Annotated in this window: 17 protein-coding genes; 13 read left to right on the top strand and 4 right to left on the bottom strand. The window is 73.3% G+C overall.

The features are described 5' to 3' along the window. The first annotated feature begins 18 nt into the window (after positions 1-18). Positions 19-2,145 (top strand): DUF6350 family protein, encoded by a 2,127-nt coding sequence (locus AB0L45_RS31335; RefSeq protein WP_365845930.1) that lies wholly within the window; start codon positions 19-21, stop codon positions 2,143-2,145. Between the two features lie 41 nt (positions 2,146-2,186). On the opposite strand, the gene AB0L45_RS31330 is transcribed toward AB0L45_RS31335, so the two are convergent. Next, complete coding sequence (locus AB0L45_RS31330) at positions 2,187-3,281, bottom strand: hypothetical protein (protein ID WP_365845928.1); 1,095 nt, start codon at positions 3,279-3,281, stop codon at positions 2,187-2,189. Positions 3,282-3,582: 301 nt separating this feature from the next. Between AB0L45_RS31330 and purN the strand changes: the two genes are divergently transcribed. Continuing rightward, the gene (gene purN / locus AB0L45_RS31325) at positions 3,583-4,236 is read left to right on the top strand and encodes a phosphoribosylglycinamide formyltransferase (RefSeq protein WP_365845927.1); all 654 of its coding nucleotides are present in this window, start codon (positions 3,583-3,585) and stop codon (positions 4,234-4,236) included. Continuing rightward, positions 4,233-5,792, top strand: a complete 1,560-nt coding sequence (purH, locus tag AB0L45_RS31320) for a bifunctional phosphoribosylaminoimidazolecarboxamide formyltransferase/IMP cyclohydrolase (protein ID WP_365845925.1) — start codon at positions 4,233-4,235, stop codon at positions 5,790-5,792. Before purN ends, purH begins: the two co-directional genes overlap by 4 nt. A gap of 156 nt (positions 5,793-5,948) precedes the next feature. On the opposite strand, the gene AB0L45_RS31315 is transcribed toward purH, so the two are convergent. Then, complete coding sequence (locus tag AB0L45_RS31315) at positions 5,949-6,557, bottom strand: hypothetical protein (protein ID WP_365845923.1); 609 nt, start codon at positions 6,555-6,557, stop codon at positions 5,949-5,951. Between the two features lie 166 nt (positions 6,558-6,723). Beyond that, positions 6,724-7,533, bottom strand: a complete 810-nt coding sequence (locus AB0L45_RS31310; RefSeq protein ID WP_365845920.1) for an RDD family protein — start codon at positions 7,531-7,533, stop codon at positions 6,724-6,726. 393 nt (positions 7,534-7,926) lie between these two features. Here AB0L45_RS31310 and AB0L45_RS31305 point away from each other — a divergent pair, with 393 nt between their 5' ends. From AB0L45_RS31305 to AB0L45_RS31270, 8 genes are all read left to right on the top strand, one after another. After that, the gene (locus AB0L45_RS31305) at positions 7,927-8,781 is read left to right on the top strand and encodes a bifunctional methylenetetrahydrofolate dehydrogenase/methenyltetrahydrofolate cyclohydrolase (RefSeq protein ID WP_365845917.1); all 855 of its coding nucleotides are present in this window, start codon (positions 7,927-7,929) and stop codon (positions 8,779-8,781) included. A gap of 68 nt (positions 8,782-8,849) precedes the next feature. Next, positions 8,850-9,278 carry a DUF3017 domain-containing protein gene (locus tag AB0L45_RS31300; RefSeq protein ID WP_365845914.1) on the top strand — a complete coding sequence of 143 codons (429 nt, stop codon included), beginning with the start codon at positions 8,850-8,852 and terminating at the stop codon, positions 9,276-9,278. A gap of 279 nt (positions 9,279-9,557) precedes the next feature. Further along, positions 9,558-10,778: an NADP-dependent isocitrate dehydrogenase gene (locus AB0L45_RS31295; protein ID WP_365845912.1), complete on the top strand. Its 1,221-nt coding sequence runs from the start codon at positions 9,558-9,560 to the stop codon at positions 10,776-10,778. Between the two features lie 254 nt (positions 10,779-11,032). Then, positions 11,033-12,538, top strand: a complete 1,506-nt coding sequence (locus AB0L45_RS31290) for a DUF2690 domain-containing protein (RefSeq protein ID WP_365845910.1) — start codon at positions 11,033-11,035, stop codon at positions 12,536-12,538. Positions 12,539-13,018: 480 nt separating this feature from the next. Next, on the top strand, positions 13,019-14,008 hold the full coding sequence (locus tag AB0L45_RS31285; RefSeq protein WP_365845907.1) for a malate dehydrogenase: 990 nt from the start codon (positions 13,019-13,021) through the stop codon (positions 14,006-14,008). Between the two features lie 229 nt (positions 14,009-14,237). Continuing rightward, positions 14,238-16,115: a hypothetical protein gene (locus AB0L45_RS31280; RefSeq protein WP_365845905.1), complete on the top strand. Its 1,878-nt coding sequence runs from the start codon at positions 14,238-14,240 to the stop codon at positions 16,113-16,115. A gap of 145 nt (positions 16,116-16,260) precedes the next feature. Further along, entirely contained in the window at positions 16,261-16,638 is a 378-nt protein-coding gene (locus tag AB0L45_RS31275; protein WP_365845903.1) for a hypothetical protein, read from the top strand. A 2-nt stretch (positions 16,639-16,640) separates the two neighbouring features. Then, on the top strand, positions 16,641-17,591 hold the full coding sequence (locus tag AB0L45_RS31270; protein ID WP_365845901.1) for a hypothetical protein: 951 nt from the start codon (positions 16,641-16,643) through the stop codon (positions 17,589-17,591). 27 nt (positions 17,592-17,618) lie between these two features. Here the strand turns inward: AB0L45_RS31270 and AB0L45_RS31265 are convergent, their stop codons facing one another. After that, a complete protein-coding gene (locus AB0L45_RS31265; protein WP_365845899.1) occupies positions 17,619-18,137 on the bottom strand; it encodes an anthrone oxygenase family protein in 519 nt (172 codons plus the stop codon). A 143-nt stretch (positions 18,138-18,280) separates the two neighbouring features. Here AB0L45_RS31265 and AB0L45_RS31260 point away from each other — a divergent pair, with 143 nt between their 5' ends. Together AB0L45_RS31260 and AB0L45_RS31255 are read left to right on the top strand one after the other, a co-directional pair. Continuing rightward, positions 18,281-19,261, top strand: a complete 981-nt coding sequence (locus AB0L45_RS31260) for an AraC family transcriptional regulator (protein ID WP_365845897.1) — start codon at positions 18,281-18,283, stop codon at positions 19,259-19,261. 290 nt (positions 19,262-19,551) lie between these two features. Beyond that, entirely contained in the window at positions 19,552-21,060 is a 1,509-nt protein-coding gene (locus tag AB0L45_RS31255) for an aldehyde dehydrogenase family protein (RefSeq protein ID WP_365845895.1), read from the top strand. Positions 21,061-21,075: the final 15 nt, after the last annotated feature.

Here is a 21,075-nt window from a genome sequence, read left to right as displayed (position 1 = left end):
TGTTGGCAGCATGGCGGGGTGAGCCAATTGACCGACCGCGGCCCCACGTTGTCGTCGCGCGGCCGGGCCTCCACCCAGCGGTCCTCCGCGCTCGGCACCGCCTTCCTCGGCGGAGTGCTGGCGGCCGGGCTGGGGCTCGGGGCCTTCGCCGTCGCGGTACTGCTGCTCTGGGTGGCCTCCCCGTACCCGGACAGCGAACCGTCGCGCGCCCTGCACCTCGCCGCCGACCTGTGGTTCCTCGCGCACGGCAGCGACCTCGTACGGGCCGTGGCGGCCTCCGGCGGCGCGTCGCCCGTCGCCGTGACGCCGTTGCTCCTGATGGCCCTGCCCCTCTGGCTGCTGTACCGGTCCGCCCGGCACATCCTCGAATGCCCGCCGCAGTCCGCCCACCCTCCCCGCCCGCACCCGCCGGAGCCCGCCGCCCCCAGCCCCAGCCTCCTCCATCCCGAGGACATCGACCCGGAACCCACGCCCCGCCTCCTCCTCGGCTGGCTGCTGGCCGGATACCTGACCGTCGCGGTCGCCGCCCTGCTGTACGCCTCGGCGGGCCCGCTGTACGTCGAACCGCTCAGCGCCCTGCTGTACGTACCGCTGGTCGCCGTCGCCACCCTCGCCGTGGCGGCGTGGCGCAGTCTCGGCCCCGCCGCCTTCGTCCCGCTGCCCGAGCCCGTCCAGGAGGCCCTCGACCGGCTCCCGGACGGGCTGCGGGCCTCCCTGGAGGGCCGCCGGCTGGCCGCCGCGGTGCGCGCGGGCACCGCGGCCGTCCTGGTGCTGCTGCTCTGCGGTGCGCTGCTGGTGCTCCTCGCCCTGGGCTGGCACGCGCCCGCGGTCCGGTCCGAATTCCTCGCCCTCACCCACGACTGGGCGGGCCGGTGCACCGTGCTGCTGCTCAGCCTCGTCCTGCTGCCGAACACCGTGGTGTGGGGGCTGGCCTACGGGCTCGGCCCCGGCTTCACGCTCGGCGCGGGCAGCACGGTGGGCCCGCTCGCCGCCGCCGGGCACCCGGACCTGCCGCCCTTCCCGCTGCTCGGCATGGTGCCGGAGGCAGGTAGCACCGGCCCGCTGTACTGGCTGACCGCCGCGGTGCCGCTCGCCGTCGGAGTGGCGCTGGCCCGGTACGCCGCGCTGCCCGCGAAGGCGTACGCGACCGCCTCGCGCGCCGGTACTCGGGCCGGGGACGGGAACGAGATCGGAGCCGGGACCGGAGCCGGGACCGGAGTCGGGACCGGGGTCGGGGCCGGGACCGGCGCCGGGGCCGGGACGGGGGCCGGAGCCGAGACCGACGCCACCCCTCCCGCACCGACGCCGGACTCCGGCCGAACCGCTCCCCCCGACTGGACCGACTGGACCGGCTGGACCGGCTGGCGTGAGACGGCCGCGGCCGCCGGGCTCGCGGCGCTCGGCTGCGCGGTGCTGACGGCGCTGCTCGCCGGCCTGGCGGGCGGCGCGCTGGGCAACGCCGCGCTGGCCGCCTTCGGGCCCAGCTGGTGGCAGACGGGGCTGGCGGCACTGGGCTGGACGGCGCTCATCGGCGTTCCGGGCGCTCTCGTCGCGCGTGCCTGGTGGCTGCGCGGGGTGCCGCGCCCGCCCAAACCCGTACGGAAGCCGCGTGAGAAGCTCCGCAAGCGACTGTGGCGCGGTGTGAAACGGCTCACCCTGGCGGTCCTCCGCGCCGCCGGGCGGTGGGCGTGGGCCGCGTGCCGCTTCAGCTGGACGGCGCTGCGGCGTACGGCGACCCGTCCCCGCCGGCGGGCCCACCGCCGTACGGCCCACCGTTCCCCGCGACGGTTCCTGCGGCGCCCGGCCCGCCCCGCCCGGCCTGCCCGCCACCGCGCCGGTCCGACCGCACCGCCGAGCCCGTCCCCGACCACATCCCTGGGCCCGTCCCCGACCACGCCCTCGACCACGCTCCTGAGTCCGTCCCCGAGCCCGTCCGTGAACCCGCCCTCAGGCCCCCTCACCCCTCCACCCACGCCCCTCGCACCCCCGCCCGCCCCCTGGCACGACGCCAGCACCCGGCGGGCCCGCTGGTCGGCGCTCCGGGTCTCCTCCGGCGGCCTCATGACCGACTTCGAACCCGTCGCGCCGCCCCACGAGGAGCCCCCTGGAAACACCTCAGCCGCCGACCCTGAGGGCGGCGGCTGAGACGGACGGTGTTCGCCGGCGGTGCGGGGCCGGCCGGCGGTTCACTCCTGCTGGGCGCTGAGCAGCGGCCTCAGCTGCTCGGGCAGCAGCTTCTCGCAGGAGTGCTGGGCGGACCGGGTCAGCGCGTCGTTCACGCACGTGAAGTAGTCGCGGTAGACGAGCTGGACGGTGAACGTGGCCGCCACCATGGCCAGCGCCAGCGTGGCGGTGACCAGCCCGGCCACCGCGGCGGTCGTCTGGGGGCGGGTGGAACCGGACGCCTGGGCGCCGCCCGTGGCGGACACGCCGGACCGGGTTTCCGTACGGGGCGCGGCCTGGCCTGACACGTCGGCGGCCGTGGCGCGCGCACTGCCGGACCGCGTGCCGCTGCCCGTACGCGCGGGCTTGGCGCGCAGGGAGCTGATGCCCCAGTACAGGGCGAGGGCCGCCAGCAGCAGCGCGATCTCCGGCAGGTTGAACAGGACGAAGAAGAAGCCCCACATGCCGGCGAGCAGCGCGTAGCGCGCGCGGCGCTGTGCGGGGTCGGTCGGATCCCAGCGCAGCCCGCCGGAGCCTCCGGAGCCGCCCTGGCCGCCCGGCCCCTGCTGGCCGCCGCGGCCGCCCTGCCGCGTACCGAAGCCGCCGCCCTGGCGGCCCGGCTGGCGGCTGCTCCACTGGCTCCCCCAGGAGGACTGCTGCCGCTCGCCGGAACCGTCCTGCCCGCCGCCCTGGTCCTGGCCGTGCTGCCGGGGCTGCCACGGCTGGTCCGGAGCGTCGGCAGGCGGCGGCGCGAACGGGTTGTCGCGGTCCCGCCCGTCCTGTCCGCGCCCGTCCTGCCCGCGCCCGTCCTGCCCGCGCCCGTCCCCACTCTGGCCCGAGGGGTGGGAGTGAGCACGCTCCCGGCGCGAGCCGGACGACTCGGACGAGTCCGACGAACGCGATGAGTCCGACTGACCCGATGAGTCCGACTGACCCGATGGGTCCGACGAACCCGACGAACCCGACGGACCCGACGGCCCCGCCGAACCCGCCGAGTCCGAGGACGGCTTGCGCTCGCGCAGCAGCGCCGCCCAGGGAGCGGCGGAGGGCTGGGGGTACCTCCCAGCGGTCGCTGGGGGAGGGAGGAGGAGGGCCGCGCGGCGGCGTCGGTCCGGCATCTGGAGTGTGTCTTCCCCTTGTCTCGTCCGTACGTCCGACGGGTGGGCCGGGCGGGCGGATACCACGAACAGCGTGCGTTCTCACGCCCGACGCTACCTCTCGCGTGCGCCCCCGTCCCGTGGGGGCCGCGCGGTGTGCCGGTATCGTTGCTGACGGTCGGCGCCTTCGTAGGGTTCCCCGGTTTTCGGCTACCCATGGTTTTGTACGACCGCACAAACCGCGTGCGACCACTCGCACCACCCCGACCGCACCACTCCGCACACCGCCGTACAGCAGCACCGCGCGAGAAAGAGACCCGCCGTGGCCTCCGCTTCCTCCTCATCCGCCGTTCCCGCCGCTTCCCCGGCACGCATCGTCGTGCTCGTCTCCGGCTCCGGAACGAATCTGCAGGCGCTCCTCGACGCCGTGGCGGCCGAGGGGGCCGCCGCGTACGGGGCGGAGGTGGTCGCGGTGGGCGCCGACCGCGACGGCATCGCCGGCCTGGAGCGCGCCGAGCGGGCCGGGCTGCCGACCTTCGTGTGCCGGGTCAAGGACCACGCGGACCGGGCCGCCTGGGACCGGGCGCTGGCCGGGGCCGTCGCCGCGTACGAGCCGGACCTCGTCGTCTCGGCCGGGTTCATGAAGATCCTGGGCGCGGAGTTCCTGGCCCGCTACGGCGGCCGGATCATCAACACGCATCCGGCGCTGCTGCCGAGTTTTCCCGGGGCCCACGGCGTGCGCGAGGCCCTCGCGTACGGCGCCAAGGTCACCGGGTGCACCGTCCACTTCGTCGACGACGGCGTCGACACCGGCCCGGTCATCGCCCAGGGTGTGGTCGAGATCCGGGACGAGGACGACGAATCCGCGCTGCACGAGCGCATCAAGGAAGTCGAGCGCAAGCTGCTCGTCGAGGTCGTGGGGCTGCTGGCCCGGCACGGCTACCGCATTGAGGGACGAAAGGTACTGATCCCGTGACCGCCGAAGCAACGAAGCGGCCCGTACGCCGGGCGCTGGTCAGCGTCTACGACAAGACGGGCCTCGAAGAACTGGCCCAGGGACTGCACGCGGCGGGCGTCCAGCTCGTCTCGACCGGCTCGACGGCCGCGAAGATCGCGGCGGCCGGCGTCCCGGTGACCAAGGTCGAGGAGCTGACCGGCTTCCCCGAGTGCCTGGACGGCCGGGTCAAGACGCTGCACCCGAAGGTGCACGCGGGCATCCTCGCCGACCTGCGGCTGGAGGACCACCGGCGGCAGCTCGACGAGCTGGGCGTGGCGCCGTTCGACCTGGTGGTCGTGAACCTCTACCCGTTCACCGAGACGGTGGCCTCCGGCGCGGAGCCGGACGCGTGCGTGGAGCAGATCGACATCGGCGGGCCGTCCATGGTGCGCGCCGCCGCCAAGAACCACCCCTCGGTCGCCGTCGTCGTCAACCCGGACCGCTACGCGGACGTGCTGAAGGCGGTCGCGGACGGCGGCTTCGACCTCCAGGAGCGCAGGCGGCTGGCCGCCGAGGCGTTCCGGCACACCGCCGAGTACGACGTGGCGGTGGCCTCCTGGTTCGCGGGTGACTACGCGGGCGACGGCGGCGAGTTCCCCGGCTTCCTCGGCGTGACGTACGAGCGCAAGAACGTGCTGCGCTACGGCGAGAACCCGCACCAGGCGGCCGCGCTCTACACGGGCGGCTGCGGCGGCCTGGCAGAGGCCGAGCAGCTGCACGGCAAGGAGATGTCGTACAACAACTACACGGACACCGACGCCGCGCGCCGGGCCGCGTACGACCACGCCGAGCCCTGCGTGGCCATCATCAAGCACGCCAACCCGTGCGGCATCGCGATCGGCGATGACGTCGCCGAGGCGCACCGCAAGGCGCACGCCTGCGACTCGCTGTCCGCCTTCGGCGGCGTCATCGCCGTCAACCGCCCCGTGTCGGTGGCGATGGCCGAGCAGGTCGCGGAGATCTTCACCGAGGTCATCGTCGCCCCGGACTACGAGGACGGCGCGGTCGAGGTGCTGGCCCGTAAGAAGAACATCCGGGTGCTGCGCTGCCCCGAGGGCCCGCAGCCGCCGGCCGAGTTCAAGCCGATCGACGGCGGCGGCCTGGCCCAGGTCAAGGACGTCCTCCAGGCCGAGGGCGACGACCCGGCCAACTGGACGCTGGCGGCCGGCGAGGCGCTGTCCGACGCCGAGCTGGCGGAACTGGCCTTCGCCTGGCGGGCGTCGCGCGCCGTGAAGTCCAACGCGATCCTGCTCGCCAAGGACGGCGCCACGGTCGGCGTGGGCATGGGCCAGGTCAACCGCGTGGACTCGGCGAAGCTGGCCGTGCAGCGGGCCGGCGAGGAGCGGGCGCGCGGCTCCTACGCCGCCTCCGACGCGTTCTTCCCGTTCCCGGACGGCCTGGAGGTGCTGCTGGAGGCGGGCGTCAAGGCCGTCGCGCAGCCCGGCGGTTCGGTCCGTGACGAGCAGGTCATCGAGGCGGCGAAGGCCGCGGGCGTGACGATGTACCTGACCGGGACGCGGCACTTCTTCCACTGAGCCCGGGCCGCACGCAGCCGAAAGGCCCGTTGAGCCTGGCTCACGCAGCCGAAAGGCCCGTCTCCCGCACGCTGCGGGGGACGGGCCTTTCGGCGCGCCTGACGGTGCCTGACGGCGCCCGTCCGTGCCTGACCGCCGGGCCTCAGCCACGGCCCCTCAGTGCCGGGGGCGCATGAACCACGCCTGGCTCTCCTGCTTGGCCGCGAAAATGATGATGAGGATGGACAGCACGAAGTTCGGGATGCCGTAGAGGGCGATGGCGAACGGAATGCTGCACAGCACCGACACGGAGCCGAAGATGATGCTGCCGACGCGGATGCCGTTGCCGCCCTTGGAGTACTGGAGCCCCAGCACCAGCGCGATCGCCGCGTAGGCGGCCTGGAGGATCATGACGACGACCATGGCGCCCTTGCCGACGGCGAAGATGCCCTGGGCGTCCCCGCTGAGGCCGTCGTAGTTCGCCGAGGCGCTGCTCAGCTGGTTCAGGCCGACGGTCATCATGATGATGCCGATGACGCCGGTCGCGGCCAGGACGAAGAGCATGACGCGGGCGGCCTTGGTGCTGCCGGGCATCTGGTGCGGCGCGGGTATGCCGGGCATCCCGCCGGGGCCCATGGGCTGGGCGGGGAACGGCGCGTACGGCTGCTGCTGCATGGGCTGCTGCGGCTGCATCGGCTGCTGCGGGTAGCCGTACTGGGGCGGCGGCGGGCCCTGGGGCTGGCCCTGCGGCGGCCCGTAGGGGTTGGGCTGGTTCGGGTAGCTCACGAGCGGTGTCCTTCGAGCGGTGTGACCTGGTGTCAGCCGGTGCTGCACGGTTCCGGCGGTCCCGGGTGAATTAAAAGATCGGTAAGAGCCTACGGGGCGGCGAAGGCCCCCTCGCGCCATTTTGTGCGAGGGGGCCCCGGGGGCGGATGAGCTGCCGTACGCAGACTTACTGAGTACGGACGACCACCGTGCTGACGATCTTGTCAGCGAAGGTCTGGGACTTCTCGTCCCACAGCGGCCACCAGTAGCCGAGGCCGCACAGCGGACCGTCCACCACGTGGCAGATCTTGCGGCCGAGAGCCATGCCGAAGCCGAGCGGCTGCCCGGTCGCCTCGCGCACGACGCGGATGCCCAGGGCCTTCTTGCCCGGAGTCTGGCCGGTGGAGCCTTCCTTGGCGACCAGGAAGAGCCCGCCGCCGAGCGTCAGCAGGGCGGCGATCGCCATGAGGATGATCGCGAAGACCGGCGTGCCGACGGAGTCGTTGGCGTTGTTGTACGCGTCCTGGATGCACTGGTAATTCGTGCCGCAGTAGGACGTGTCCGGCACCGAGACGCTGCTGACGCTGGAGGCGGCAACGATGCCCGCGATGATGTACATGATCGTCGGGAGGACACCGACGATCAGACCGTCGAGCAGCGCCGCGCCCACCCGCGCACCCCAGCTCGCGTAGGCCTGCGGCCCGCCCATGCCCGGCATCCCGGACTGCTGGCCGTACGGGGAGCCCTGCTGCGGGTAGCCGTACGCCTGCTGCTGCGGCACCTGCGGCGGCTGGCCGTACGGGGCCTGCTGCTGCGGCGGGGCCTGCTGCGGGTAGCCGTAGCCCGGCTGGGGCTGTGCCTGCTGCGGGTAGCCGTACCCCGGCTGGGCCTGCGGCGCCTGGGGCGGCTGACCGTACGGCGCCTGCGGCTGCTGGCCGTACGGGCCCGGCTGCCCCTGCGGCTGGCCGTAGGGATTGTTCGGGTCGCCAAAGCTCATTGGCTGGTTTCCTCCGTTGTTGTTCAGTGGGGGACGGCAGGGCGTGCTCGGAGGAAAACTTGGGATCAGTGGCCCGCCCCCCGATGATGCCTGCGGCACTGAACGGCAATCTTTCTAGTTGCGCAATATTCTTGTCCAGTCAAGAGGGGCAGGCGTTGTGCAAGTGCAATGATCGATTTGGCGATTTCATTTCGGTCATCTCCGGTCATCGCTCTTGTCAGCGGCCATAGCGCGCCCCGGCGGCCCGCCGCACCCGGCTCGCCCTGACAGCCCGTCCCGAAAGCCCGCACCGGCGGTCCGTCCCGAAAGCCCGCACCGGCGGTCCGCGCACGGTCCGCCCCGAAAGCCCGCCCTGATTGGAACGGGGGAGGCTTCATCCGGGAGGATGGGGGTATGAGCGCCCAGATTCTCGATGGCAAGGCCACCGCCGCCGCGATCAAGTCCGAACTCGCCGTCCGCGTGGAGGCACTGAAGGCCCGGGGCGTCACGCCCGGACTCGGCACCCTCCTGGTCGGTGGCGACCCGGGCAGCCGCTGGTACGTCAACGGCAAGCACCGCGACTGCGCCCAGGTCGGCATCGCCTCCATCCAGAAGGAACTGCCGGACACCGCCACCCAGGAGGAGATCGAGGCGGTCGTACGGGAGCTGAACGAGGACCCGGCCTGCACCGGCTACATCGTCCAACTGCCGCTCCCCAAGGGCATCGACACCAACCGCGTCCTGGAGCTGATGGACCCGGCCAAGGACGCCGACGGCCTGCACCCGATGAGCCTGGGCCGGCTGGTGCTGGGCATCGACGGCCCGCTGCCCTGCACCCCGTACGGCATCATCCAGCTGCTCCGCCACCACGGCGTGGTGATCAACGGGGCGCACGTGGTCGTGGTCGGCCGCGGCATCACCGTCGGGCGCTCCATCCCGCTGCTGCTGACCCGCAAGTCGGAGAACGCCACCGTCACCCAGTGCCACACCGGCACCCGTGACCTGGCCGCACAGCTCAAGCAGGCCGACATCGTCGTGGCCGCCGCCGGTGTGCCGCACATCATCAAGCCGGAGGACGTCAAGCCGGGCGCCGCCGTGCTGGACGTCGGTGTCAGCCGCGACGAGAACGGCAAGATCGTCGGCGATGTGCACCCCGGTGTCGCCGAAGTGGCCGGCTGGATCTCCCCGAACCCGGGCGGCGTCGGCCCGATGACCCGTGCCCAGCTGCTGGTCAACGTCGTCGAGGCGGCCGAGCGCGCCGCGGGCTGAGCCCGCACCTCCCCGCAGCACCGGAACTCACGCAGCACCGGAACGGACACGGAAAGGGACAGCCACCCATGAGTGCCGAAGCGCACGCGGAAGGCGCCTCCGAGCCGCAGCGGCCCTCCCGCCGCTTCCCGCGGATCACCACCGACACCGCGCGGCCGGAGGGCGGCGGCCGTACCGCCCCCGGCAGCGCCGCCCCGCCCGCCCGGCAGTGGCCGCTGCTGGCCGTCATGGGCGGCGTGGCGCTCGGGCTGTTCATCGTCGCGCTCGACGGCTTCCGTATCGGGACGATCCTGATCGGCCTGTCCCTGCTGGCGGGAGCGGTGCTGCGGCGGGTGCTGCCGAAGGTGGGCATGCTGGCCGTACGGTCCCGCTTCACGGACATGGCGACGTACGGCGGGCTGGGGCTGGCCATCGTCCTGCTGGCGCTGATGGCGCAGCCCAAGCCGTGGCTGAAGATCCCGTTCCTGGACGATCTGGTGCACTTCACGGTCTGGTAGTAGGCCCGGGGGCGGGGCGGCCGGGCGCGCCGGACGCCGCGCGGTGGGCGGGACCGTACGGACACGCCCTGCGCCCCTGCGGCCCTGTGGCCCCGCGGCGCTTCGGGTCGTCCCGCGCCCTACGGCCTCCCGCACCCTGCGGCCTGTGCCCTGCGGCCCTCCCGCGCCCTGCTGTCCGCCCGCACCCCGCGGCCCTCCCACGCCATTCGCGTGACGTCCGCCCGCGCGCCGCCCGCAGGGACGGCCGGGGCGATCCGCCGCCGAGTAGCTTGGCGCCCCATGGCCAAGATCAAGGTTTGCCGGCCCGTCGTCGAGCTCGACGGCGACGAGATGGCCCACATCATCTGGTCCTCCGTCAGGGACCGGCTGATCCTGCCCCACCTCGACATCGAGCTGCACCACTTCGACCTGGGCATCGAGCACCGCGACGCCACCGGCGACCAGGTCACCGTCGAGGCGGCGCACGCGATCAGGGAGCACGGCGTCGGCGTCAAGTGCGCCACCATCGCCCCCGACGAGGCGCGGGTCGAGGAGTTCGGCCTCAAGGCGATGTACCGCTCGCCCGACGCCACCCTCCGCGACCTCCTCGGTGGCGTGCTCTTCCACGAGCCGGTCATCATGGCGAACGTGCCGCGCCCGGTCCCCGGCTGGACCGAGCCGGTCGTCATCGGGCGGCACGCCTTCGGCGACCAGTACCGCGCCACCGACCTCAGGATCCCGGGGCCCGGCACCCTCACCCTGACCTACACGCCCCAGGACGGCGGCGACCCGGTCGAGCTGGAGGTCCACGACTTCCCCGGCCCCGGCGTCGCACTCGCGATGTACAACCACGACGCGTCGGTCCGCGACTTCGCGCGCGCTTGTTTCCGCTACGGCCTGGCCCGCTCGTACCCGGTGTACCTGTCCACCAAGAACACGGTCCTCAAGAAGTACGACGGCCGGTTCAAGGACCTCTTCCAGGAGGTCTACGACACCGAGTTCAAGGCCGGCTTCGACGCCCGCGGCCTGACCTACGAGCACCGGCTGATCGACGACATGGCCGGCGCGGCGCTCAAACGGCCGGGCGGATACGTCTGGGCCTGCAAGAACTACGACGGGGACGTGCAGTCCGGCGTCGTGGCGCAGGGCTTCGGCTCGCCCGGTCTGATGACCTCGGTCCTGATGTCCGCCGACGGCCGCACCCTCCTGGCCGAGGCCGCGCACGGCACCATGACCCGGCACTACCGCCGCCACCAGCAGGGAAAGCCCACCTCCAGCAACCCGGTGGCCTCCGTCTTCGCCTGGACCCGCGGCCTGGTCCACCGCGGCGACCTGGACGGCACCCCCGACGTCACCCGGTTCGCCCGGACGCTGGAGCGGGTCTGCGTGGAGACGGTCGAGGACGGCCGGATGACCAAGGACCTGGCGCAGCTGATCTCGAAGAGCCAGCCGTACCTGACCACCGAGGAGTTCCTCGACGCGCTCGACATCGGGCTGCAGAAGAAGCTGGCCGGCGCCTGACGGACGGCAACGTCCCGAAGATGTCCCGCGATCGGCGCCGCACGACGGAACAGAAGTGTACGGGCGTGCACGTCCGCGTGTCCGTCGCCCGAACGCTCCCGTGCGCCCCGGAGATGGGAACTGGCATCCTGGCTCTGAGCATCTCTTTGGGTAACCACCGGGACAGTCTGCGGGGGTCGCGCCCCGGCGAAGGAGCGGAGCGCAGGAGCACGCGAACGCGCAACCAGGCGCATATGGGCGGTTAGGGGGAGGCAATGCCTCGCTGGAGGGCGCTACCGGAAGAACTCGACCCGCAGGTCAAGGAGTTCGTCAGTCAGCTGCGCAGACTCGTGGAACGCAGCGGTCTGAGCGTGGCCGCCGTCGCGGACCGGACCGGTTACAGCAAGACCTCGTGGGAGCGCTACCTCAACGGGCGGCTGCTGCCGCCGCAGCGCGCCGTGATCGCGCTGGCCGAGGCGACCGGTACGCACACCGGACACCTCACCACGATGTGGGAGCTGGCCGAACGCGCCTGGAGCCGCTCGGAGATGCGGCACGACGTCACCATGGAGGCGATCCGGGTGGCCCAGGCGCGGGCCGCGCTCGGGGAGTTCGGCCCGGCGCCGGGCAGGACGAAGTCCCGTACCAAGGAGAAGACCAAGGATCAGGGCAGGGATCAGGGCAGCGATCGGGGCAGGGAACAGGGCAAGGACAGGGGCAAGGAGCGGGCCGGGGAGAAGCCTGACGGCAAGGCCGGAGGGCGGGACGGCCGGGGAGCCCGGAAGAACCGGGCCGGAGAGCCGGACGCCGCCGTGCCCGCGCCCGCGGCGCCGTGGCGCGGTGACGACCTGCCGTCCTCCGCGGACTTCCCCGGCCTTGCCGCGCCGTCCGCGGCGTCCCCCTCCGCACCGCCCGCGCCACCACCCGCGCACTCGGACGGGACGCCGGGCACCGCGCCGGGCCCGATGCCGTACCCGTCCCCGCACACCGCGCCGGACACCACACCACGGAAGCCCGCCCACGGTGGCCAAGACGGCGACGCCGGCCGGGACGGCGACGCCGACCGGCCGGGCAAGGTGTCCTGGCCCCGCCTGGCGGGCTACCCGGACGCCGTGCCCGCGGCCCCGCCGCCGCGGCACGAGGCGCCGGCGTACGACGTGCCCCGGCAGGCCTCCGGTGACCGTACGGCGGGCCCCGGCGCCGCGCGCCACCCGGAGCAGCCCGTACTGCCCACGGGCCCGGACGACACCGACCGGCAGCTCCGCCGCCGTCGCGTCACGATGTTCCTGGCGGGCGTCGTCGGTGCGCTGCTGGTCATCGCCGCCGCGGTGCTGCTGCTCGACACCGGCGGCAAGGACGACCAGCAGGCCGCGCCCGCGCCGTCGGCCTCCCCGAGCAAGAAGCCGGTGCTGCCGGCGGGGGTGAAGTGCGCCGGGGCCGACTGTGTGGGCAAGGACCCCGAGGCGATGGGGTGCGGCGGCCGGAACGCCATCAGCCCGTCCCGGGGGTTCGCCGGAAGCACCTTGATAGAGGTGCGGTACAGCAAGGTGTGCGGTGCCGCCTGGGCCCGGATCACCGGGGCCGCGCCGGGTGACCAGGCGTCGATCAGTTCGGGTGGCCGCACCGAGAAGGCGGGCGCCGGGCAGGACGGCGACGCGTACACCGCGATGGTGCCGGTGTCCGGGGATCCGGCGAAGGTCACCGCGTGCGGGACGACCGCGGCGGGCGTGAAGGGCTGCGCGAAGCCGGTACCGGCGGGGTCGGGACGGAACGCCGGGTGAGGTGAGCCGGCGGGCGTACGGCGCCGCCGGCTGCCGCCCGCCGCCGGGCGCACCCGAGAACGAGACCCATCTCGGAGAACGAGCCCCAACCCGGAGAAACCCAACCCGGAGAAACCCACCCCCGAGAACGAGACCCACCCCCGAGAACAAGACCCCCCACATCAGCAGGATTGCCCCCGCCGATCCGGGGCAGGGGCATCAATGACCCCCACGGGTGTGGCACCATCCGGCGGCCGTCCGCGCTCCCCCCTCCTTGAGCGGGCGGCCGCCCGCCACGTACCCGCGCGGGTACGCCGGAGCGTCACGGGCGGGCCGGTGAGGCGTTCCACACCGGCCCGGGGGCCGTGCGGTGCGGCGGTCCGATAGCCTGACGGCCGGGTCTCTCGACACCAAGAGATCTCGGTAAATGGGCAGGGGTTCCCACCGCCACCTACGCGGTACGGGGGCTCGCCCCCAGAAAACAGCGCGCAGGAGATCGCCATGACCCGCACTCCCGTCAATGTCACCGTCACCGGCGCGGCCGGCCAGATCGGTTACGCACTCCTCTTCCGCATCGCCTCCGGTCATCTGCTCGGCGCGGACGTGCCGGTCAAGCTGCGCCTCCTGGAGATCCCCCAGGGGCTGAAGGCCGCCGAGGGCACCGCCATGGAGCTCGACGACTGCGCCTTCCCGCTGCTGCGCGGCATCGACATCTCCGACGACCCGAACGTGGCCTTCGAGGGCGCCAACGTGGCCCTCCTCGTCGGCGCCCGCCCCCGTACCAAGGGCATGGAGCGCGGCGACCTGCTGGAGGCCAACGGCGGCATCTTCAAGCCGCAGGGCAAGGCCATCAACGACCACGCCGCGGACGACATCAAGGTCCTGGTCGTCGGCAACCCCGCCAACACCAACGCCCTGATCGCCCAGGCCGCCGCCCCGGACGTACCGGCCGAGCGCTTCACCGCGATGACCCGTCTGGACCACAACCGCGCCATCTCGCAGCTCGCGCAGAAGACCGGCGCGCAGGTCTCGGACATCAAGAAGCTGACGATCTGGGGCAACCACTCCGCGACCCAGTACCCGGACATCTTCCACGCCGAGGTCGCCGGCAAGAACGCCGCCGAGGTCGTGGGCGACCAGGCCTGGCTGGCCGACACCTTCATCCCGACCGTCGCCAAGCGCGGCGCCGCGATCATCGAGGCCCGGGGCGCCTCCTCGGCCGCCTCCGCCGCCAACGCCGCCATCGACCACGTCCACACCTGGGTCAACGGCACCGCGGACGGCGACTGGACCTCCATGGGCATCCCCTCGGACGGCTCCTACGGCGTCCCGGAGGGCCTGATCTCCTCCTTCCCCGTCACCACCAAGGACGGCAAGTACGAGATCGTCCAGGGCCTGGAGATCAACGACTTCTCGCGCGAGCGCATCGACGCCTCCGTCCAGGAGCTGGCGGAGGAGCGCGAGGCCGTGCGCGGTCTCGGCCTGCTCTGACGCCCGGACGGGCGCGCGGCCCGCTGCCGCGCGCCCGCTGACGCGCCCCGCACGCCCGGAGCCCGTACGGAATCCCCGGAATCCGTACGGGCTCCGGCGTTGTGTCACACCTTGGTGTGATCTTCCGGGCGCGCGCCTGACACAGCTCCCCGGCCTCCTCTATGCTGCGGCGTTCACGACACGCAACCCGCCCGTCACCATGGGCGGTTGGTGCCCGGGGGGATTTCTGGTGACTCATACGTACGTGCCGCAGCAGCCCGGCCCGGCCGACGGCCCGCGTTCCGTGCCGCCGCTGCCGCCCGCCGCGCCCAGCGCCAGTGAGGCCACCCGGCTGCTGTGCGCCGGCACCTACCTCGATCCGGCGTACCGCGACACGGTCATCGACGAGCTGTACGTCCATGAAGAGCGCCTGGCGGCCCCGTCGCTGGGCTTCGACGCGGCCCGCGTGCTGGCCCACGCGCTGCGCGCCCGCCGCATGGAACTGGCCTGGGCCGGTGCCGTACTCCTCCTGTGGATCGTGTCCGTCCCGCTCTCCTCCGGGCTGACCCTGCTGTACCTGCTGCCGGTCGCGCTGCTCTCGCTGGCCCCCTTCGTACGGGGCCGCGCCGTGCACCCGCCCTGGTACCGGCGGCTCGCGGGCTGGCTGCTGCGCTGGTACGGGCGGCTGAGCGGGCTGCTCGTGGCCGTGGCGCTGCTGGTGATGGCCTTCGGGAGCGACGACTCCAGCAGTTCGGCGGGGTCGGCGTACGACTTCTCCGGCAGCTCCTCCTCCGGCCTGTCGGACAGCCCGCTGCCGTTCTTCCTGCCCACCGGCCTGTTCGGGCAGAACATGGGCGCGGCGCAGTCGCTGCACGCCTGGGTCGCGCTCGCGCTCCCCGTCGTCCTGGCGTGGGCCGTCGGCGCGCAGCACGGCCAGGTGGCCAAGGTGCTGACCACCGAGCTGTCCCGGGACCGGTTCCCGGACGCCGCGGGTGACCCCGCCGAGCGGGCCGAGGGCGGGCGCTTCCAGCGGCTGCGCCACCGTATCCGTACCGAACAGCACGGCCCGCTGGTCATGTACCGCGCGGCCGACCCGTTCTGCGGCGCGGGCACACCGTACGAGACCTGGTCGCTGTCGGTGGAACTGCGGCCCCGCAAGGACGCGGTGCCCGGCCCGGACGAGGAGGCCGGCGGGCCGCTGCCGCTGGACAACGACGCCGTCCTGCAGCGGATCATCCCCCTGGTCGAAGCGCTCCGTGAGCCTTCCGCACACGGCTCGCCGCAGGCCGCCGCCGCGGTGCGGGACCGGCTGCGCGAGCTGGAGATCGACGAGTGCGTCTTCCTGCCGGTGGCCGGGCTGCCGTCCCGGGCCGCCGCCCCGTACGGCCCGGACGGCTTCGCCGCGCACCGGGCCCGCGCGGTCGAGGAGGGCGGCGAGACCCGGCGGCACTTCCTGCGCGTACGGGTCGGCGGCTGGGGCGAGGGCATCGTCACGACGGTCTTCGTACGGGTCCACACGCAGGGCGGCATGCTCATGCTGGAGGTCGCGCCGCACGTGCTGTGGCCGGTGCGCGCGCTGTACCGGGAGGCCGACCGGATCGCCCACCGCTACCGCCACAACAACCCGTTCGGCAAGGCGGTGTGGGCGCTCGCGCAGACGCCACGCTCCGCCGGGCGCGCGATGACCAGCCTGTGGCGCGGATTCGTGTCCGCCTGGAGCCTGCTCACCGGCGGGCACGGCGGCGCGCTGCCCGACGGCCCAGCGGTCTCGGTGCGCGAACTGGGCTCCGACGGGGACGCCTCGCTCTTCCAGGAGATGGACGTCACCCGCTACCTGAAGAGCATCCAGGACCGGGTGGCGAGCGGGGTGCGCAGCGCGCTGTACGAAGCGGGCTGGCAGACCGACGAGTTCGAGCAGCGGATCGTCAACGTCACCGACGGCGGGGTGTTCATCGAGTCGGCACACGGCGCCATCGGCATCGGCGACCACAACACGATCACCCAGAACGGCGGACTGGGCGGCGCGGCGGGCGCGGCGGCGTCCGGCGCGGCCGGCAGCAAGGCCGCCCAGAGCGCGAAGACCGCGAAGACCGCGAAGAGCACGAAGGCCGCCGACAAGGGCCGGTGACCGCCCGCACACCGACAAAGGCCGACGACCGGCCGCACACCGACAAGGACCGGTGACCGGCCGGTACGGTCCCGCCCCGGCCGGGGCACAATCGTCACCACGGCCGGCGCGCACGGCAGCACAGCGGACGAACGGGGAGGCAGACATGGCAACGGCTGACGGACACCACCGCGGCATCCACATCGGCAAGGTGCACGGCGCCTTCGCCATCGGCGACCACAACACGGTCACCCACAACGAGCACACCGCGGAACGCCCCGGCACCGACCCCGCGCACGAGGAACTGCTCGCCGCCGTACGGCAGTTGCGCGAGGACCTGGCCAGGGTCATCGAGACGCCGCAGGTCACGCTGCTGACCGCCGAACTGACCGACGCCCAGGAAGAGATCGAGACCACCGGCCGCACCGCGCCAGGCCGGCTGGACCGGCTGCGCACCGCACTGGCGGACGCGGGCGCGGTCACCGGAATGCTGGCGTCCGGCGCGGCCGTGGGGCAGGCCGTGGCCGCGCTGCTGGGAGGCTGAGCATGAGCGAGCAGCAGGGGGGCGGCGCGGGCGGGGCGCGCTGGAACGACGAGGAGCAGCGCTGGGACACCGGTGGCCCGGCCCCCGCGCCGTACACGAGCCCGCCGCCGTCCAGGCCCGGCTTCGTCCCCGGCCCCGCACCGTCGCAGGGCGCGGACTTCTTCACCGAGGCCACGGCCGACGGCCCGCGCCTCCCGTCCTACCCGCCGCACCACCCGCCGGGCCACGACCCGGCGGCAGCGCCCGGCACCGGGCTGTCCGCCGCCCGCCCGCGCTCCTGGCCGACGCCGCTCGTCGTCGGCGCGGCGGTCGCCGTGGTCGCCGTGGGGTTCGGCGGCGGGTGGCTGCTGTGGGGCGGCGACGACGGCTCGGTACGCTCCGGCACCGGTACGACGGTCTCGTCACCGGACCCGCACCGCTCGACCGCCGCCCCGGCCGGCGAACCGACCGGCCCCGCCACGGACACGGAGACCGGCAGTCCGTCCGGCTCCCCCTCGGGCGCCGTCCCGTCCGGCTACCGCCTGGCGCGGGACAGCGCCGGCTTCTCCCTCGCCGTACCGCGGGACTGGCAGCGCACCCAGCGCTCGGACGGCGTCTTCTACACCGCCCCCGACCAGCGGTACCTCCTCCAGATCTTCGAGATCACCGAGCCCGACATCACTCCGCACGAAGCCCTGAGAGCCACCTCCGACAGCCTCGCCGACAAGCCCGGCTACGTCGAGATGAGCCTCGGCCCCACCCAGGACATCGGCCTCAGCTCGGGCACCACCGAACTGGTCTACGCCTACGACAGCGAGAAACTCGGCGTCCGCGCCCGCGTCACCGACCGCGCCTTCACCGTCCCCGACGGCCGCCAGTTCGCCGTCCTGGTCCTGGGCCCGGACGCCGACTGGCCGGCCCAGAGCCGCATCCAGCAGACGGCACTGAAGTTCTTCGATCCCGACCCGTCCTGACCTCGGGGCCCGGGCCCGGGCCGGTCCTCAGGTGCCGCTTCCCGTGAGGCGGCCGTGCAGGACCAGGCCGCGCACCAGGCAGCCGAGGGCGGCCGCGGTGGTGAGGGTGCGGACCAGGTTCCAGCGGGTCCAGGGCACCTCGAAGCGTGCCCGTGCCGCACCGAGTCCGGCCGCGCCCAGGTGGGGCGGGTCGCCGGCCGCCGCCAGGGCGTCGTTGAGCGGGATGCTGAAGGCGAAGGTCACGGCGAGTGCCACCACGTGCAGGAGGAGGGCGGCCGCGAGCCAGGGGAAGGCGGCACGGGCGTCGGCGCGCAGGTGCAGGGCGGCGGCCGCCGCCGTGAGGAGTGGGGCGCCGACGAAGACGAGGGCGAACCAGCCGTTGAGAATGGCGGAGTTGACGCGCTGCACCGTCTCCACGAACACGCCGTCGCCGGCTTGGCGCAGCCCCGGCAGTACGGCGCAGGAGAACGCGAAGAAGAGGCCCGCGAGCAGGCCCGAGGCCACGGTGGCGGCGAACAGCGTGCTGGTGCGGAGCGTGTCGTACATGGGCGGACGGTCCTCTGGTCTCGGGTGAAGGGTCAGCTGTGCGGAGCTCTCCGCCCAGTCAAGGGCCGCGCGTCCCGCCCCGGCCATGGCCGGCCCGCTCAAACGCATGTCCGTGCGTCCAGCCGTCCCGCTACGCTCCGCCCATGGACGCCCTGACCGGTCTGCTGGACGGGCCGCGAGCGCGCGGCGCCTTCCTGATGCGCTCGGTCCTCAGCCCGCCCTGGTCGCTGCGCGTCCAGGACGAGGCGCCGCTGACCCTGATGTCGGTGGTGCGGGGCGATGCGTGGGTGGTCCCCGGCGCGGCGCCGGGGGACGCGGCCGGCGGTACGGGCGCGGTGCGGCTGCTGCCCGGCGACGTGGCGGTCCTGCGTGGCCCCGACCCGTACACCGTCGCCGACGACCCGGCCACCGCGCCGCGCGTCGTCATCCATCCCGGCCAGGTCTCCGCGACACCGCGGGGCGAGGCGCTGTGCGAGGCCATGGACCTGGGCGTACGGACCTGGGGGGACGGTCCGGACGGGCCGGTGGTGCTGCTCAGCGGTACGTACCAGATGCGTGGCGAGATCAACCAGCGGCTGCTGCGCGCGCTGCCGCCACTGCTACGGCTGTCCGCCGACGCCTGGAACTCCTCGCTGGTGCCGCTCCTCGAAGCGGAGATCGGCCGGGACGAGCCGGGTCAGGAAGCCGTCCTCGACCGGCTGCTGGATCTGCTGCTGACCACCGCCTTGCGGGCGTGGTTCGCCCGCCCGGAGGCGGCGGCGCCGGGCGGGTCCGGCGCGTACGGCGATCCCGTGGTGGGCCGGGCGCTGAGGCTGCTGCACGAGGAACCGGCGCGGCCGTGGACCGTGGCGGACCTGGCGGCAGCGAGCGGCGTCTCCCGTGCGGCGCTGGGCCGCCGCTTCACCGAACTGGTGGGCGAACCCCCGATGACGTACCTCACCGCCCTGCGCCTGACCCTCGCCGCCGACCTCCTCCGCGAGCCGGACGCCACTCTCGGGGCGGTCGCCCGCCGGGTCGGTTACGGCAGCCCGTTCGCCTTGAGCACCGCGTTCAAGCGGGTACGGGGAGTCAGCCCCCGGGATCACCGGCAGGGCGGCGGTGCCGAGCCGCAGGCGACGGCCTGAAGGCGGCCTCGGCCGGCCCGTAAGGGGACGTATGGCCGGACGTACGGCTGGACGTACGACCGGACGATCGGCCCGGGCCGTACGGCGCCCCTGCCCCTCAGGGAACACCCCCACAAGCCCCCACCAGTGACCCATATCAGTCCCGTCAAACATGCATTCCGGGGGCCGGAAGAGTGAGTCGGGTCACTTTCCTTCGATGTTTCGGCATAGGTAAAGGGGTTCCGGGGAGGGGTCCTCGTTGCTGGTGTGAACCAGTGGCAACAAACCGGAAGTCGAAAGGCAGAACAGACGTGTCGGCAAGCGAGACGATTCACGTAGACGGGGTGTGGCGCTCCGCCGTATCCGGCGCCACTCGGGAGATCCTGGACCCCGCCGATGCGAAGACGCTCGAAGTCGTCGCCGAGGGCGGCGTCGAGGATGCCGACGCGGCGGTCGAGGCCGCTCGCCGGGCCTTCGACGGCGGGGCCGGGGCGTGGCCCCGTACGCCCGTCGCGGAGCGGGCCGCGCTGCTGCGGCGGGTCGCGGATCTGCTCCAGCGGGACCGCGAGGAGATCGCCCTCATAGAGAGCCGGGACACCGGCAAGACCCTCGAAGAGGGCCGGGTGGACGTGGACGACGTCACCAACGCCTTCCGGTACTTCGCCGATCTGGTGATCAACGAGAGCGGCGGGCGGGTCGTGGACGCGGGCAGCCCGGACGTGCACAGCGTCGTGGTGCACGAGCCGGTCGGCGTCTGCGCGATGATCACGCCCTGGAACTACCCGCTGCTCCAGGCCAGCTGGAAGATCGCTCCGGCGCTCGCCGCGGGCAACACCTTCGTGATCAAGCCCAGCGAGGTCACGCCGCTCTCGACGGTGTACCTGGTGAAGCTGCTGGTCGAGGCGGGGCTGCCGGCCGGTGTCGCGAACATCGTCACCGGCGCGGGCCTGCCGGTCGGCCAGCGGCTGGCCGAGCACCCGGACGTGGACCTGTTCTCCTTCACCGGCGGGCTGGTCAGCGGTACGAAGGCGGGTGCGGCGGCGGTCGCGGGCGCCAAGAAGATCGCCCTGGAGCTGGGCGGCAAGAATCCGAATGTCGTCTTCGCCGACTCCTGTGCCACCGAAGAGGGCTTCGACACCGCCGTCGACCAGGCGCTGAACGCCGCTTTCGCGCACAGCGGCCAGGTCTGCTCGGCCGGTGCCCGCCTGATCATCGAGGAGTCGGTGCGGGACCGTTTCGTCGCCGAACTGGCCCGCCGCGCCGAGAAGATCAAGCTGGGCCGCGGCACCGAAGAGGGCGTCGAGTGCGGCCCGCTCGTCTCGCAGCAGCAGCTGGAGAAGGTCGAGGCGTACGTGGCCTCCGCCCTTCAGGAGGGCGCGCAGCTGCGGTGCGGCGGACGCCGCCCGGAGGCCAGTGATGTCCGCCCGGCCACCGGCTACTTCTACAGCCCGACCATTCTGGACGGCTGCCACCGCGACATGAAGGTGATCCGCGAGGAGACCTTCGGGCCGATCCTGACCGTGGAGACGTTCACGACCGAGGACGAGGCCGTCGCGCTGGCCAACGACACCGAGTACGGCCTGGCCGGCGCCGTCTGGTCGGCCGACACCGCCCGTGCGCGCCGGGTCGCCGCCCGGCTGCGGCACGGCACGATCTGGATCAACGATTACCACCCGTACCTCCCGCAGGCCGAGTGGGGTGGCTTCGGCAAGTCCGGCATCGGCCGGGAACTGGGCCCCGCGGGGCTGGACGAGTACCGCGAGAGCAAGCACGTTTACGAGAACCTCCGGCCGGAACCGGTGCGCTGGTTCGCGGGCTGAGGGCCCGTCTGTTCA

It is taken from the genome of Streptomyces sp. NPDC052496, from assembly GCF_040679095.1.
Lineage (GTDB): Bacteria > Actinomycetota > Actinomycetes > Streptomycetales > Streptomycetaceae > Streptomyces.
Note: the sequence above shows the minus strand (reverse complement) of the source record. Positions and strands in the feature narration are given on the sequence as shown.